The 13,426-nt window shown below is 60.2% G+C and carries 20 protein-coding genes; all 20 read right to left on the bottom strand.

Going from position 1 to position 13,426, the window contains the following annotated elements; translation table 11 throughout:
* Positions 1-3 precede the first annotated feature (3 nt).
* Positions 4-597, bottom strand: coding sequence for a hypothetical protein (locus ACF8R4_RS08185; RefSeq protein WP_392492125.1), 594 nt, complete (start codon positions 595-597; stop codon positions 4-6).
* A gap of 30 nt (positions 598-627) precedes the next feature.
* A complete protein-coding gene (locus tag ACF8R4_RS08180; protein ID WP_392492123.1) occupies positions 628-1,131 on the bottom strand; it encodes a hypothetical protein in 504 nt (167 codons plus the stop codon).
* Positions 1,124-1,498, bottom strand: a complete 375-nt coding sequence (locus ACF8R4_RS08175) for a head-tail adaptor protein (protein ID WP_392492121.1) — start codon at positions 1,496-1,498, stop codon at positions 1,124-1,126. Before ACF8R4_RS08175 ends, ACF8R4_RS08180 begins: the two co-directional genes overlap by 8 nt.
* Before the next feature lie 2 nt (positions 1,499-1,500).
* On the bottom strand, positions 1,501-2,052 hold the full coding sequence (locus tag ACF8R4_RS08170) for a hypothetical protein (protein ID WP_392492119.1): 552 nt from the start codon (positions 2,050-2,052) through the stop codon (positions 1,501-1,503).
* Positions 2,053-2,054: 2 nt separating this feature from the next.
* On the bottom strand, positions 2,055-2,303 hold the full coding sequence (locus ACF8R4_RS08165; protein WP_392492117.1) for a hypothetical protein: 249 nt from the start codon (positions 2,301-2,303) through the stop codon (positions 2,055-2,057).
* 52 nt (positions 2,304-2,355) lie between these two features.
* Positions 2,356-3,651, bottom strand: coding sequence for a phage major capsid protein (locus ACF8R4_RS08160; RefSeq protein ID WP_392492115.1), 1,296 nt, complete (start codon positions 3,649-3,651; stop codon positions 2,356-2,358).
* A 79-nt stretch (positions 3,652-3,730) separates the two neighbouring features.
* Positions 3,731-4,702, bottom strand: coding sequence for a S49 family peptidase (locus tag ACF8R4_RS08155; RefSeq protein ID WP_392492113.1), 972 nt, complete (start codon positions 4,700-4,702; stop codon positions 3,731-3,733).
* Positions 4,699-5,970, bottom strand: a complete 1,272-nt coding sequence (locus ACF8R4_RS08150) for a phage portal protein (RefSeq protein WP_392492111.1) — start codon at positions 5,968-5,970, stop codon at positions 4,699-4,701. Before ACF8R4_RS08150 ends, ACF8R4_RS08155 begins: the two co-directional genes overlap by 4 nt.
* 2 nt (positions 5,971-5,972) lie before the next feature.
* Positions 5,973-6,161 carry a hypothetical protein gene (locus tag ACF8R4_RS08145; RefSeq protein ID WP_392492109.1) on the bottom strand — a complete coding sequence of 63 codons (189 nt, stop codon included), beginning with the start codon at positions 6,159-6,161 and terminating at the stop codon, positions 5,973-5,975.
* Positions 6,158-7,969 carry a terminase large subunit gene (locus ACF8R4_RS08140; RefSeq protein ID WP_392492107.1) on the bottom strand — a complete coding sequence of 604 codons (1,812 nt, stop codon included), beginning with the start codon at positions 7,967-7,969 and terminating at the stop codon, positions 6,158-6,160. Before ACF8R4_RS08140 ends, ACF8R4_RS08145 begins: the two co-directional genes overlap by 4 nt.
* On the bottom strand, positions 7,929-8,237 hold the full coding sequence (locus ACF8R4_RS08135) for a phage terminase small subunit P27 family (protein ID WP_235436916.1): 309 nt from the start codon (positions 8,235-8,237) through the stop codon (positions 7,929-7,931). The genes ACF8R4_RS08140 and ACF8R4_RS08135 overlap by 41 nt, the downstream gene beginning before the upstream one ends.
* A gap of 294 nt (positions 8,238-8,531) precedes the next feature.
* A complete protein-coding gene (locus tag ACF8R4_RS08130) occupies positions 8,532-8,852 on the bottom strand; it encodes an HNH endonuclease (RefSeq protein ID WP_392492106.1) in 321 nt (106 codons plus the stop codon).
* Positions 8,853-8,855: 3 nt separating this feature from the next.
* Positions 8,856-9,179: a phage holin, lambda family gene (locus ACF8R4_RS08125; RefSeq protein WP_010954710.1), complete on the bottom strand. Its 324-nt coding sequence runs from the start codon at positions 9,177-9,179 to the stop codon at positions 8,856-8,858.
* 257 nt (positions 9,180-9,436) lie between these two features.
* Positions 9,437-10,018, bottom strand: a complete 582-nt coding sequence (locus ACF8R4_RS08120) for a hypothetical protein (protein WP_392492104.1) — start codon at positions 10,016-10,018, stop codon at positions 9,437-9,439.
* A gap of 87 nt (positions 10,019-10,105) precedes the next feature.
* Entirely contained in the window at positions 10,106-10,792 is a 687-nt protein-coding gene (locus tag ACF8R4_RS08115) for a hypothetical protein (RefSeq protein ID WP_392492102.1), read from the bottom strand.
* A 10-nt stretch (positions 10,793-10,802) separates the two neighbouring features.
* The gene (locus ACF8R4_RS08110) at positions 10,803-11,120 is read right to left on the bottom strand and encodes a hypothetical protein (RefSeq protein WP_392492100.1); all 318 of its coding nucleotides are present in this window, start codon (positions 11,118-11,120) and stop codon (positions 10,803-10,805) included.
* Positions 11,117-11,407 carry a hypothetical protein gene (locus ACF8R4_RS08105; protein WP_392492098.1) on the bottom strand — a complete coding sequence of 97 codons (291 nt, stop codon included), beginning with the start codon at positions 11,405-11,407 and terminating at the stop codon, positions 11,117-11,119. The genes ACF8R4_RS08110 and ACF8R4_RS08105 overlap by 4 nt, the downstream gene beginning before the upstream one ends.
* Complete coding sequence (locus ACF8R4_RS08100; protein WP_392492096.1) at positions 11,404-12,702, bottom strand: tyrosine-type recombinase/integrase; 1,299 nt, start codon at positions 12,700-12,702, stop codon at positions 11,404-11,406. Before ACF8R4_RS08100 ends, ACF8R4_RS08105 begins: the two co-directional genes overlap by 4 nt.
* Positions 12,699-13,127, bottom strand: a complete 429-nt coding sequence (locus tag ACF8R4_RS08095) for a VRR-NUC domain-containing protein (protein ID WP_392492094.1) — start codon at positions 13,125-13,127, stop codon at positions 12,699-12,701. The genes ACF8R4_RS08100 and ACF8R4_RS08095 overlap by 4 nt, the downstream gene beginning before the upstream one ends.
* Entirely contained in the window at positions 13,124-13,420 is a 297-nt protein-coding gene (locus ACF8R4_RS08090; protein WP_392492092.1) for a DUF1364 domain-containing protein, read from the bottom strand. Before ACF8R4_RS08090 ends, ACF8R4_RS08095 begins: the two co-directional genes overlap by 4 nt.
* Positions 13,421-13,426: the final 6 nt, after the last annotated feature.

The following is a 13,426-nucleotide window of genomic DNA, read 5'->3' as shown; positions in this document are numbered from 1 at the left end:
GATTTATCCTTGTGGTAGTTCAGTGGAAAAGCGCACTTCGACCCGACCGTCTGGCCCAGGCGAGGTATGGTTGGGGTCTTTCGGGTCAATGCTGTCCCAGCTGAAGTCGATGCCCTGTAGCGGCGGTAGACCATCAAGCTCGTACTCATGCCAGGTCTCGGGGGGCTCAGTGCCGCGATTTCGCCCAAGCTGGAACCCGGCCGAGAAGCTAAAGCGGTAGACCACTCGGGCACGATTGATCAGCACCAACCCGCCGCCGTCGTAAACGATTGGTTCGTACTCATCGCCAGGACGCCAGCCGACCAAGGCCCGCCACAGCTCCTTGCGAAAGTCGTGCAGCAGGTCGGCGGCCTGCTGCCCGCGCTCGTCCTTGGTGTCCATGGCGAACACCACCTCAAAGCGATCCTCGATGTCTTGGGTAACAGCGTTCTGCGCTTTGTTCTCCCCGGCTTTGTCATCGGCAGCGATCACATAGGCCGAGGGGTTCTTCAGCAGCGTGGACGAGCTGACGGCATCGAGGTCGATCCCGCCCGATATCCTGTCGGCCAGGCTCGGGCAGTACTCGCGCAGGTGCGCGATGACGGGTGAGATTTTCATGCTGGTTTACCGGCCCGGAGGGCCTGCTGATCAGCGCAACGCGGCGGCGAAGGCTGCTTTGAGGATCGATTGGACCTGGTCTTTTTCGTCCAGCAGGGCGTCTTCCATGTAGTTGGCCCGCGGAGCGATGCGCCAGCCGCTTGCGGCCCGCTGTGCGAGAGCCGCGGCACGTTCGCCCTTGCCACGGCGCTTGCCAGATGCGAGCCCCCGTACGCGTGTCCCCTGCTTCACGCCATAATGCAGGTAGGTCGGGTAGTAGTCCTTCATGGACGAGGTCTTGCGCGGCGCAATCTTCACCAGGAAACCCGCCCTGGAGACCTTGAACGTGATCGACTCGACGGTCCTGCCGGTTCGGTTGACCGGGTAGTTATCTTGCCCACGCGCCAAGGCTAGGTTCAGTTGGGCACGACGGCTGACCAGTAGGCCAGCCTTGCGCATCCCTTTCCTGATCTGCTTCTTGTCAAAGATCTCACGTCCGAATTGGTCGAAGCCCTCGATGTGCAAGTAGCCGTCGACGGAAGCCGAGTTAGCCATAGAGCCCCCCTTCCTCTTGCTGCTGACCAAGCTCTTCAACCTCGATCAGGGTGAAGCGCTTACCTGCACTCCAGGGGGCGCAGCGCTTGACGCGGTAGATCACGCCCCCCGCTACCACTTCGTGCGAGGTCGTGACGCCGCCCAGCAGTCGAACCCACATCCGATGCGTGATCTTGTCGTCCGTTTGGACGCTGTCGGTGTAGACCGCCGTGCCCACGGCGCGGATCTTGGCCCAGCGGTGGCGAGGCTGGGTGAATACCGCGTCCAGGTCTGCATCCTCAACAGGCAGATCTTCGCGCAGCCGAATAGTGATGCGCCGATCCAGCTCGCCGGACTCCGGCTCGCGTGCGCCTATTGAGCTTGCCATGTTCAGAACCTCGGCGGAACAGTGATATCCGCCAATAAGTGGTCGACAAATCCGGAAGGAACCTCGGTCAACGTTTGGCCAACAATCAATAGCCCGCGTTGGGCGAATGCCGTTTCAGCAGCCATCAGCAGCCAGCTCAAAACCCCAGGGTGCGCCTCGAGATCAACGGCTGCGCGGTAGCGGATGCGCAGGCGTCCTTCTGGCCGGCCGCTGGGAAATACCAGATAGCTTTCCTTACCACCTTGAACGAGCTCAACCGCACCGGTGAACTCCACCGGTGAGCTGGCTGCGCTGAGCAGCATGACCGATTCGACCGCGACCGCCTGGCCAACATCCAGAGGGTGGCCAGAGGCATAGTGCGCCGGCCAATCCTCTTCGTAGAGAGCCTCCCGTATTGCCGCGCCCGTCCTCGACTCGCCTTGTGCCGTAACGCCTGGAATGATGATCTGATTGATCAGCTCCGGCTGCAGATCTTCTGGTTCAGCGCGGCATTGAAAGGCGACTTGCTCCAACGTCAACACGGGCTCCCCTGTGTAAGCGATGCGGCGAGCCATGATCAGGGCTTGCCGTCTGCGCCAGCCGAATCATCGGACTTGCTCGCAGCATTGGAGGCATCACCACCGCTGTCTTTGCCAGCTGCGCCGCCGCTGCCGGCTCCGGATTTGCCTTTCTTCGCCTGCTGTCCAGCCTCGCTGGCATAGCCCGCCTCGATCAAGCCTTCGGCTACTGCTTTGTCAAAGCCGGCGGTTTCGCCAGCGGCATAGCCGCGCCAGTTTTTATCAAAAGTAACAATGACCTTGGTCATGAGGTGCTCCCGGAAATTGAAAAGGAAGGCCCGGCGTACCGGGCGTACTGCGTTACAGGGTGCTACCCCATTTGACATCGGTCATGACAGCTACCGATTCGACGTGACGCGGGCCGAAGTCATGCTTCGCGATCACCCGGACCAGGGTCTGATCACGCTGGAATGCGCTGATGACATTGCCGCTGCCGTCTTTGTAGGTTGCCTCCTTGCTGAAATCGATGACCATGGCATCGTCTTCGCCGATGAAGCAGTCGGCAAAGTCCGCGAAGTGAATCTCCGACGCATCGCCGCCAGCACCCAAGTTGATCGGAATCTGCGTGGTCGTACCGACCGGGAAGCCCTTCAGCAGGTTCATGTCCAGTTCCGGGTAAGCCTTGTTGCCATTGCCATCACGCAGCGCGGCCAGCCAGCGCTTGGTACGGGGAGCCATGACAAACCCCGGAGAGGTCATGTTGGAGTTGGCGTTCTCCAGACGCAGGATCAATGCAGAAAGCGCATTCTCTACCGCCTGCAGGGTCATCTCTGCAGGAGCGGCAAAGACGTTGAAGGACGGAGCCCAGAAACGCAGGCCCTTGGGCAGGTTTCCGGTACCGGCTCCGCGCAGAAAGGAAAGATCCTCTGCCAGGGCCACCGAGGCGGTGAGATCATTCACCACGAGGCGATCTACGTTCGGGTTGGTACCCGAATACCCCAGCAGGTCGTTGCTAATCGGAACCAGGGCCGCCAGTTTCTTCGACGACAACTTCAGGTCGTCGAACTGCATATCCGTGGCGGGCATGTCCTCCTCAGTACCGATGTACCCCACCACCGCACCACCCTTGATGCGCGGGACAGTGAGGTTGCCATTTTCCAGTGGCAGCGAAACCGCCCCGAGCTTACGAACCACTGACTTTGGCCGGAGCAGCTCGATGACTTCGCTGGAGAAACTCTGCGGCACGAGTACCCCGCCAGCACCTGGCGTCACGGTGCTGAGCGCCATGGCGATTTCAGGGTTGTAGCCCGAGTCGGCGGCGAGCTTCGCGGCAGCCTGTTGATCGCCTCGGGAAGCGGCCAGCACGCGCACCATCTGCGCCATGTTGGCCCCCGGCACCGGCTTGGCGGTGAAAGGGCCGCTGATGTTGCTGGGCGGGCCATTGATGCCCTGAGCGCTTTCATTGACCGGCACGGCACTGGTCGTCGCCATACGCTCAGCGGCCTCGGCACGCGCGAGCTTGTCGGTCAGCGCATTGAATTGAGTACTGAGTTGTTCGAACTGGGCCAGTTGCTCGGCACTGAGTGCGGTGCCAGCCGCTTCGATCTGTGCAAGAGCCTGGATCGAGCTGTTAATAGTGGCGCGTTCGCTACGCAATTGAGTTACGAGGGACATGCTGCCTCCTGGGCATAAAAAAACCGCCATCAGGCGGTTGTGGTCACTGCCGCGAACGCGGTCAGAGTTGAGACTGAATGGCGATGGCCGAGGCCCGCACGCTGATGCGCTGCTGTGTCTGCGGGTTTTGACGCTGTGCACGGCTGAGGGCAATCGCACGCGAGAGGTTGTCAACCGCAAGTTGCGGCGATTCGAGCCGGTCAGCCAGGCCAATGGCGATGGCTGCCGAGCCGCGATAGCAAGCGGCCTCAGTGGCGATAATCTCGGTAACGTCGCGGCCGCGGTAATCGGCCACGTGGGTCGTGAACAGCTGATAGCTCTCCTGCACGACTTCGTTGAGCACCTGCAGAGATTGCTCGGTAATGGGCTCGTTCGGGCTCAGGTCATTCTTGTGCGCGCCGGCAAAGACCGTCGTGACCTTTACCCCTAAGCCTTCAATCATCTTTGAGCGGTCCATGTGGCTGGCCACTACACCGATGGACCCTACGCCGGAGGTCAGGCTGACCACGACCTCGGTGCATGCAGATGCAATCAGGTAGCCACCGGAATACGCCATGAAATTGACCAGGCCGGTGATTGGCTTGATCTTGGTTGCCGCGCGAATGTCGGCCGCCAGTTCGAAGGCGCCGACCGCGTTTCCGCCAGGGCTGTCAATGTCGAGCACGATGTGTTCGACCATGGGGTCAGTGATGGCCTTATTCAGGGCTGCTCGCAACCCTTCGTAGCTGGTCATGGTCTCGCAGGCGTTCAAGTGGCTGCCGCGACTCACCAGAACACCATGGACGGGAATCACCTCGACACCCGTCTGAGCAATGGCGGCGCGGCGCTGTTCTTCGCGGCGATCCTGCTCGGCCTGATAGTCTTCATCGTCATAGAACATCGATGGGTTAGCTGCGGCGCCGCCCATGTTCAGATTTACGATGTTCAGGCTCATGGTCTGGTTCGCCCAGCGCACTGCCAGGTCCAGCATGTCAGGTGTAGTCAGTAGCGGCTGATTGAACAGCAAGCTGGCAGCGCGCAGATGTCGTTTCATGCGGCAAGCATCCTCAGGATGTCGTCGCGCTGCTGTTCCAGCTGGGCGCGGACGTTAGGGTTAGTCATGTCGGGCAGACCGTTGGCCACGTCGGTCATGTTGAGCGGCTGCAAATAACTATCGCCGTTGGCAACGGGCGGCATGTTTTCCAGGCGTCGGATATCGTTGATCGACAGCCACCCCCACTGCCGGCCAATCGCATAGGCGTCATAGCGACTTTTCTGGTCGCCCCGCAGTAGCCCAGACAGATTGAACTCAATGAAGTAATCCCTCCGCTCCGACGGCAGGAGGAAGTCGCGCATCATCGCCTGCTCGTGGCGTTTCACCCACGGCATCAGGGCAAAGATCACGTACTGGATCAGCAACTGCTCAAGGCTGTTGTAGCTGGCCTTCTCCAGCTCGTTAATCATATGCGGCGGAATCTTGTAGATGCGGGCAATGTCGAGCCCCGTGGCCTTGAGGATTCCCAGCAGTTCGGCGTCGACGTTGTTCATCGAGACAGCCTTGAAGGTCATGCCTTCCTGCAACATCGCGACCTTTTTCGCGTTGTCGATGCCCGAGAATTTGTTACCCCACTGATCAAGGATGCGATCAATACTGCTCTGTTCCTTGATCGGTGGTGCTTCCTTCGGGCGCTCGATGACACCGCTCACGGCAGTGCCGTTGGCAAATGACTTGCCCGCGTACTGCCGCACCGCCTGCGCCAGGCCAACGGCATCTGCATGCAATTCAACTGGAGAGAGGCCTGTATAATGATTTTTCGTGTGCCAGCGCACATGATGAATCAGGCGCATGGGCAGCGGGTCGTGCCCGCCCACGCGGTAAACAGGCCGTAGATCGCCGCCCTTGAGGACTGTCACCTTCTCATTGCGTAGGGGGTAAAGCGCCTTAACAGAACCGTCGTCATTGCGTTCGATGAAGCTGTAGCAATTTCCCCGCAACCCCAAGGCGAGCTGACCAGATTCGCGATACTCATATGGGGTTTGCCAAGGATTCGGCTGGTAGCGCAGTACATCGTAGAGGGGATGATAAATCGCAGCCTCGCGCTTGCCATCGCCCAGCCGGCGGTACATCTCTAGTGGCAGCTGACCTACGCTTTCTGCGAGCAGGGTGACGCAGGTCTGCAATACGGTAATGGCAAGGGCCGTATCTGGGGTCACCGTTACACCAGCTGCTGAACGGCTGGACCCAACCCCCCGCCGCCACAAGCTGCTGCTGCCATCCGAAACCAATCCCTCATTACCACCGAGAAGACTGCTGAAGAACATAATCAGCCTCCATCTTGGCTGTGTTTGATAGGTGCTCGAGCAGCTGCCTTGTCGGCGAGCCAAGCCCAGCCGATCAGACCAAGACCGGCAGCAATAAGCGCGGCTGGCACATGGATCAGGGCAATGCCGGTTACCAGCAGACAGAAGCCAGCCAGGCCAGCAACCCACGCAGCAATTGCAATGGTGTTCAAACCCCAACTCCTTCGTCGTAAATGGAACTGCCGCTGCTGCCGGAAGAGACTGCCCCGCTAATACCGGTAGCCATGATCGCGGCAATGATTCCGTCAATTCGGCCCGTTGCTTTTGCCTTGTCGGCCTTTCGGTTGTTTGCCGGATCGGAAACAATCACGGCGTTACCGGCGCACCAGGTCATTACTGGATTGCCATCGTGACGCAGAGACTCCACCGCCTCGGTCGGCAGCGCGTCATCGAAGAACTCTCCAGCAGCATCATCATCTTCACCCGGCGGCAATTCGGATATGCCGAGCAGTCTTCGTTCAAACTCATCTACCGCAGGCCCCATATCCTTGAACCCCTGCCCAAACTCCACCAGCTCGGGCAGCGTTATGTCGTATTCAGTCATCAGCTGCCGCATGTCTTCGATCCGCCAGCGGTCAAACGCGATCTTGTCCACCTGGAAGAAGTCACAGATGGTCTGAAGTCGACGCAACACATGTAGCTTGCTGATAGCTCGCCCCGGCGTCGTTTCGAGATCTCGCGATTTAATCCACGCTGCGTAAGGCACCTTGTCGCGGGCTTCGCGCTTATCCAGCTCGTGGTCGGGAATCCAGAAATACGGCAGGAGCCGCCAGTGCGGATCCTCGTAGGTCGGGTAGAACAGGAGGACGAATGATGTCAGGTCCGTCGTACTGGACAGATCCAGTCCGCCAACGCTGGGACGATTACGCAACAGCGACATTGGTACGCGTTCTTCAGCCTGGCTCCAGACATCCCAGGAGATCCATGGCGACTCAGCGCCAGTCCACTCGCAGAAGTTGAGGCGCCGCACCATGGCTTCCTTGCTCGGCATCCCCCGAGCTTCGGTCACCTGTTCGCGCAAGTACTTCATGCCCGGAAGATCAGCATCCTGTAGCGAAGGGTTAGACTTAAACCAGCAGCTTTCGTCCTTAATCGGATCGTCGCCCTCGTCCAGCGAGCAGATATAGGCGAAGAATCCGTCATCAGTGAGTGCCCCAGATGCAACCCGGGAGCCGTACTCGTGGTATTCCCAGCAAGGGCCGCGCTTATTCGAGCCGCTGTTGGTGATCATGAAAATGAGCGCCTGCTTACGGCTCTTGGTGCCGGCGCGCATCATCTCCACGACCATGTTGGTCTTATGCTCGTGCACTTCGTCGATCAGCGCCATATGTGGCCGCGGGCCAGACTGACCATCGTCCGAGCTGATCGGTCTGAAAAACGATCCTGACTTCAGGTAGGCCAAGTTCCAGATGTTCTGGCCGGTACCGCTGCAGACCAGGCGCTTGGTCAACTCCGGCGATTGCTGCACCATCGCCACAGCGTCCCGGAACAGGATCATGGCCTGATCTTTTTTGGTCGCGGCAGCGTAGATCTCGGCGCGCGCCTCGTTGTCCGCGATCAGTCCGGTCAGCCCCACCCCGGCGGCCAAGGGCGACTTGCCTGAACCCTTACCGCTCTCGACGTAGACGACCCGGAAGCGGCGATAACCGTCACTGGACTTCCACCCGAAGATGCTGCCCACAATGAATTTCTGCCATGGCAACAGCTCGAACGGCAGACCTTCAAACTCCCCACCGTTCAACTTTAATACGGTGCGATAGAAGCGAATGGCTTTGTTGGCCGCAGCCAAATCCCAAGTCAGCCCACGCTTTGGCCCATCCTCCAGATCTCGCAGGTGACGCGCGCACGCGTTTCGAATGTCTGGCCCCGCGACGCGCTCCCCGGAATGCACTTCCTTTGCGTACTGGGTCACCGGGTCGTCAACCGAAGAACTCCGCGAACTGGTCTTCTTTTGGCTCATCGTCTTTCACTTGCACCTTGGATCGCGCGGCTGGGGTCAGGCCGAACTCGACCAGGTAGCTTTTGAAGCGGCGGTCTACATCGGCAAGCATGGCCACCGCCGGGTTCGCCTTGAGCACCAGTTCGCCCTGGGTGCTGGTGGTTTCGTATGTGCGCCCCTGTTCGCCTATCACGTCACGAAGGGCAAGTATTTCGGAATAGCAGTCGCAGAGGCGTTCAAGCGCAAAGCCATCGGCCTCGGTAAGCACACCCATGCGGTCAAGCAGCACGGTGAGCCGCCCCCACGCCACCTGGCCATCGGTACTAAGGTGATCCGGGGCGCTGGGAATGCGCTTGGCTGGCTGAGGCTCGCTCTTGTTTATCGGGCGCTTACCGGGATTCCCTCTGACAAGCTTCAGCTCCGTCGGTGTGGGTCGTCTCCCGGCCATTTTCTGCTCTCAAAAAAATCATTTCATTTCGCGGTTTTGCGCACGGAGGGGGGCGATCGGTCAGGGAACATTTCCGGAAAAACATTTTCCCCCCCCCTACCCCTTTTCATGGGGCCCCGCAGCGCCCGGAGGCTTTCAGGAGCGTCGGTTCCAATGGTGACGGGGGTCCAGCGGCCTTCCACTAACGTCGCAGCCAGCCTCGCGCCCAGACTTCTCCAGGCGCTGCTTGTAGGAGCTGTGGCAGTGGGTGCATAACGACTGCCAATTGTCTCTATCCCAAAAAAGGGTCATGTCACCGCGGTGAGGACGGATATGGTCGACAACGGTAGCGGGCTTCTTGAGGCCAGCGCTCTCGCAGCGAATGCAGAGCGGGTTCTTACGCAACCACCCTTCGCGGGCTTGCTGCCAGCGGTAGCCGTATGGACTTGGCTTCTTATCGGGGACAGGTAAAGGCATGCGTTAACCCTGGGCTTTACGGGATAAGAACAGGTCGGAGTAGCCACGCAGCTTTTCTACTCCCATGAAGCCGACAGCGCCGCCCGCGAACGTGGCCATGCCCTGCGGCAAACCCATCCATTCGAGCAACGGCACCAAGGCCAGAGTGATGAGGCCGCAGAGCGCGCCCTCTAACATCATCTGTCGCCGAGTGCCGCCGCCGTAGACCACCCGAAGGGCAGCGATCGCGACCGACAGGCCGGCGGCATACAGCTGAGGCTGGTGAGCCAGCACCCAGGCGAGCACAGCGGCCCACAGGCCAGGATCCTTCTCGGGCATGTTCGGCATCTCGATTCCTCCCGCTTCGGGGAGCGCATTAGATTCGACCCCAACAGCACTCCCAGCTCGGAGTGATGGGTGTGGTGGAGCCGAAAAAGAAAAAGCCCCGGCAAATGCCAGGGCCTAGAAACGAAGAAGCCCGACACAGTGGCCGGGCTTTCAAATGCGCGCTTTCCTTTTTCGCCACTCCTCAACACGCGCAGGAATGACAGGATGGGGATAATTTCGCTTAGTCGCTCACTTTTGTCAACACCACTAGGCACTGATCAACCTTTTGTGAATGCCTTTACTACCGCATCGACATTGATATCACTCGGCAGAGGAAGCGGGCTCGCCTCTACATCGTTTTCATTGGAGAACTTTCCCTCTGCCAACGTGCGGGCACTTCCATTGATCGACTTGAATTTTCCTTGCGAATACTCCCAAACATGAACTTGGCTGTATCCACCCCATTGCTGGGCACGACATCCGACCATGTCCCGACCACCAACACGCTTAGGCTCACAAAGAGTAGGATCATTCGGGTAAATCTTGTGGTTCAGGTACAGCAGGGTGATCCTGTCGATCGCCTCCGATGGAACATCCGCTTCCTGTCTATCAAGCTCTTGAGGTTTTTCCTGGTTATCAAGCTCTTGAGATTTTTCCGGCGTAGCATCACGGGCAGCTACCGATTCTGTATGGGGTGGCTCAGGAAGAACCGCCGAGAGAAATAGGGTTGAACAGGTTAGCCCTGCCAGGGCGCCCACCAGATTCGCTGGCACCTTACGAAGCCGCCCCCTCTTTTTCACGACGAGCACCCATATTCCGATCCAAACTGCGAAACTCAACGGAATGAGTAGTCCTTGCATCTTCCCTATCTCCTCAATGGTTCCGCCAGGACAGCAACCGGCCCTGGCTAACCCTGGATGGTGGATGAAGTACTCGTCAGGGGCAACTCACGCCGCCTCATCAATCAGAAGCGCTTCAGCCTCCAGAATCACACGAACCTCCCCCAGTGCATCGTCGATCATGCCGTCGAGCTTCTGATTGATATCGAGCCTCCAGCGTCGGCGAGTAGATTCCGCCGTGGCATCTAGGTCCCATGTATTCATGTCATAGAAGCTATCCGGCAGGATGATCACATCCTCTTCGAGCGCCTCTATACGCTTCTTCGCTGCTTTGCCAGCGGCGATCGCAGCGTTTACAGCAGCCTCCCGCCGCCAAGGCGAGGCATCCAACGGGATATCCACCGAAACCGATTGCGGGCCCTTGCGACGTGCGCCCTTAAGCTTCGGAATCGCCCACGCAGTTACGGCCTTGTATATGAACAGGGTCGGCGCCGGGCTAGCGATAAGTGGCCTCACCAGAGTGATCGCCTGCACCTTCTTCGCCTTGTTGGTACTGTACTTGGCAACCAATGCATCCCAGTGCCTGCCCTTGAGCATGTGGTGCAGGCGCGCCGATAGCCAGTAATCAACTTGGGTTCGATCGATGCCGCCCGATCGGCCGCATAAAGTCGCAAGGCAACCACCCTCGTCTTCAGCCGATTTGTACAGCTTCTGCCAGGCCTGGGCCTTCGCTGACCCCTTCTCGCCCGCCGCCAGAGCGGCAACTACTGCACCCGATACACTGCTGTAAATCATGTCCTTCCCCCTAATCCCCGGTGTAGTTGCTGCCCCCGGCGCCGCGCCGGTTGCCTTCCTGATACTGCGCGCCTGGGCCGGTGGCCCGAGGGTTCTTCAACTGCTCAATCTGCCGTGTCGCGGCCTGCAGCTTCAGGCTGAGCTGAGTCACCAGCTCGTCCAAGGGCAGGGCCTCGCCAGTTGCAGCCTCAACCCAGCCCGAGGCGTTGCAGTGGTCGCATGGCAGTTCGTGAAACAAACCCTTGATGACCGCTCTCCCACGGCACAAAGGGCATACATCCAAATCAACTACGGCCTTCTTGAAAGCCGGGCCGTGGCTTTTCCTCATGCCGGGATCCTGAACAAGTGACAAATCTCCTCGCGCTCAAGCTTCGGTGGCGGCACTCCGCCTCCACGCAACGGCATCAGTTCTGAATCCCCATAGGCGACCCTCACGGATGTGCCCAGGTGAGTCACGTACCACCCAGCGGTGGGCGCCTTCATTTGGAAGCTCTTACCGACCAAGAGCTGGCCCTTTTCAATGCGCTCGGCCAGCTCCACCTGGCTGCCCTGAGGGATTACGGCATCGAAAACCAGGGTCAACGCAAGATCGCCTGATTGCAGGTTCTTGGTCATTTCGAATCCTCGCTAATCACTAATTCGCTAAGGTCGCCCGAGGACTCGCCGCCGTTGGCTTGTGGCGATTTCTGCGGGATTTCAAATAAGGCCTCACTAAGGCCGTGGATGGCGGCGAAGCCGATCCGGTCAAGCCACGCATGCCACTTCTCCAGCGCCAACTTGCGCTGCTCCATGGCCTGCGTATGGATGTAGGTGCTGGCGATCTTGCCCAGCGTGTGGTTCAGCAGCATCTCGCCGATGTGGCCGTCGATGCCGAGGTCGGTCCAGGTGGTGCGGGACACCTTGCGCAGGTCGTGACTGGTCCACTCGCCCTGCCCCAGGCGGGTAAACACCATGCTGGCCTGCGTCTCGCTCAGGCACTGACCACGGCGATTCGGGAACAGGTAAACGCCTTCGTACCCTCGGGCCTGCTGGATCGCCCGGTACCGGATCAGCAGTGCTCTCACCTGCGCAGTCAGCGGTAGGCGGTGCTCGGTGCGGGTCTTGGTGTGAGCAGCAGGAATGAACCACTCGGCAGCAGCCAGGGTTACTTCACTCCAACGGACCATGCGGGTTTCGCCGATTCGAGTACCGTGGGCGAGCATCATCAGGGCCAACATGGCATCGGGCGGGGTCGCCTCGAATGCCTGGGTCAGCTGCTGCATCAGCTCGGGCAGGTGCACACCACGCAGGCGGGCGGCCTTTGGGGAGATTCGTGCCTTGGTGAAGTCACTAAACCGCACCCCGGCCAAAGGATTGCTGTCGACCATGTCCAGCTTCAGGGCTTGGCGGAAGGCGGTCAGCAGCATGCCAAACATCTGACGCAGATAGGACAGTGATAGCTTGGCCTGGGCCGGCCAGATCAGGTGCTTGTCGATCAGTTCAGCGGTGACGGATTTGACTGGAAGATCGCCCAAGCAGGGGCGCAGGTGCTGCCCGATGGCGGCGCGGGTGGCAGCCTTTCGCTTTGCGGATAGCGAGCGATCACGCCCCATCCGGTCGGCGTACCAGTCGAGCAGCTGGCCCACGGTAACCATGCCCGAAACCACAGGCGCGGTGGCCGGGTTGCGCAGCAGCCGCTGCCGCAGTGCGGGCAGTTCAGCAATCACTGCCGCCACGGTCAGGTCAGGCCATCGGGCGACCGGCACCCACTTCTTGCCACGCACCAGGTGCCAGGTGCCGCGCTCCCGGTTGCTCCAGAATCGCAGGTACAGGCCCGGGTGGCGCGGGTCGCGCAGGTCTCGCACCGACCTGTCGGCGGCCTGCCGGCGCACTTCGGCCTCGCTCAGCTTCACTTCACGGGTCGCGCTCATGCAGCCACCGTTGCAGGCAGCAGCAGGTAGGCACGGATGGCCTCAACCGCGTCGATGTTGCCCCGGCACACGATCGCCAGGTAGCCCTGGTCGGCGAGCGCCTGCAAGTAGGCGTCCTGGCTGGGTGACACCGGCGCGTCGAACGGCGGCATGGCCTTGAACTCGATGTACAGGCCGAAGTACCCGCCACGCGCCATCGGCAGCACCAAGTCGGGAACCCCGGCCTTGACACCCTGCCCCTTTAGCTTGGCGGCCACGGCCTTGACCCGGTGCCCACCATTCGGAACGTGGTAGATCAGCTTGTAGACTTGCGGGTAGCGCAACTGCAGCTCTTGCATCAGCGCGGCCTGCTCCTGCCCCTCCCGGTCGACGGGCTTGGCGCGGGCAGGCTTGGCCTTGAACAGGCGAATGGCGGGAGCATTCATGCGACCAGCACCCCCTCGTGGATCAGCAGCGCCTGGGTGCGCATGACGCCCTCGGCGTGGTACTGGCGGGCGGTGTCGCGATCCACGGCGCGACTGCGCCCGTCACAAGCGTCGTGGCAGGCGCTGCAGGACCAGGCGCCTTGCAGGTCGTGCGGTTTCTTGCCGACGCCGCAGGTGCCAGCCAATCGGTAGTGCGCCAAGACGGTGGTCTCGGGGTTGCCGTTGCACACGCCAGGAATACGCACTTGGCACTCCTGGCCACGGGCGGCCTTGGTCAGTTTTGTTTGGCGCACAGAGTC

Source organism: Pseudomonas sp. FYR_2, assembly GCF_043106425.1.
GTDB lineage: Bacteria > Pseudomonadota > Gammaproteobacteria > Pseudomonadales > Pseudomonadaceae > Aquipseudomonas > Aquipseudomonas monteilii.
The sequence above is the reverse complement of the archived record's forward strand: the minus strand, read 5'-3'. Positions and strand labels throughout refer to the sequence as shown.

Bases quoted from the DNA above. Each gene is read 5' to 3' on its own strand.
- ACF8R4_RS08185 (WP_392492125.1), bottom strand. From the start codon at position 597: ATGAAAATCTCACCCGTCATCGCGCACCTGCGCGAGTACTGCCCGAGC.
- ACF8R4_RS08180 (WP_392492123.1), bottom strand. From the start codon at position 1,131: ATGGCTAACTCGGCTTCCGTCGACGGCTACTTGCACATCGAGGGCTTC.
- ACF8R4_RS08175 (WP_392492121.1), bottom strand. From the start codon at position 1,498: ATGGCAAGCTCAATAGGCGCACGCGAGCCGGAGTCCGGCGAGCTGGAT.
- ACF8R4_RS08170 (WP_392492119.1), bottom strand. From the start codon at position 2,052: ATGGCTCGCCGCATCGCTTACACAGGGGAGCCCGTGTTGACGTTGGAG.
- ACF8R4_RS08165 (WP_392492117.1), bottom strand. From the start codon at position 2,303: ATGACCAAGGTCATTGTTACTTTTGATAAAAACTGGCGCGGCTATGCC.
- ACF8R4_RS08155 (WP_392492113.1), bottom strand. From the start codon at position 4,702: ATGAAACGACATCTGCGCGCTGCCAGCTTGCTGTTCAATCAGCCGCTA.
- ACF8R4_RS08150 (WP_392492111.1), bottom strand. From the start codon at position 5,970: ATGTTCTTCAGCAGTCTTCTCGGTGGTAATGAGGGATTGGTTTCGGAT.
- ACF8R4_RS08140 (WP_392492107.1), bottom strand. From the start codon at position 7,969: ATGAGCCAAAAGAAGACCAGTTCGCGGAGTTCTTCGGTTGACGACCCG.
- ACF8R4_RS08130 (WP_392492106.1), bottom strand. From the start codon at position 8,852: ATGCCTTTACCTGTCCCCGATAAGAAGCCAAGTCCATACGGCTACCGC.
- ACF8R4_RS08125 (WP_010954710.1), bottom strand. From the start codon at position 9,179: ATGCCGAACATGCCCGAGAAGGATCCTGGCCTGTGGGCCGCTGTGCTC.
- ACF8R4_RS08120 (WP_392492104.1), bottom strand. From the start codon at position 10,018: ATGCAAGGACTACTCATTCCGTTGAGTTTCGCAGTTTGGATCGGAATA.
- ACF8R4_RS08115 (WP_392492102.1), bottom strand. From the start codon at position 10,792: ATGATTTACAGCAGTGTATCGGGTGCAGTAGTTGCCGCTCTGGCGGCG.
- ACF8R4_RS08110 (WP_392492100.1), bottom strand. From the start codon at position 11,120: ATGAGGAAAAGCCACGGCCCGGCTTTCAAGAAGGCCGTAGTTGATTTG.
- ACF8R4_RS08105 (WP_392492098.1), bottom strand. From the start codon at position 11,407: ATGACCAAGAACCTGCAATCAGGCGATCTTGCGTTGACCCTGGTTTTC.
- ACF8R4_RS08100 (WP_392492096.1), bottom strand. From the start codon at position 12,702: ATGAGCGCGACCCGTGAAGTGAAGCTGAGCGAGGCCGAAGTGCGCCGG.
- ACF8R4_RS08095 (WP_392492094.1), bottom strand. From the start codon at position 13,127: ATGAATGCTCCCGCCATTCGCCTGTTCAAGGCCAAGCCTGCCCGCGCC.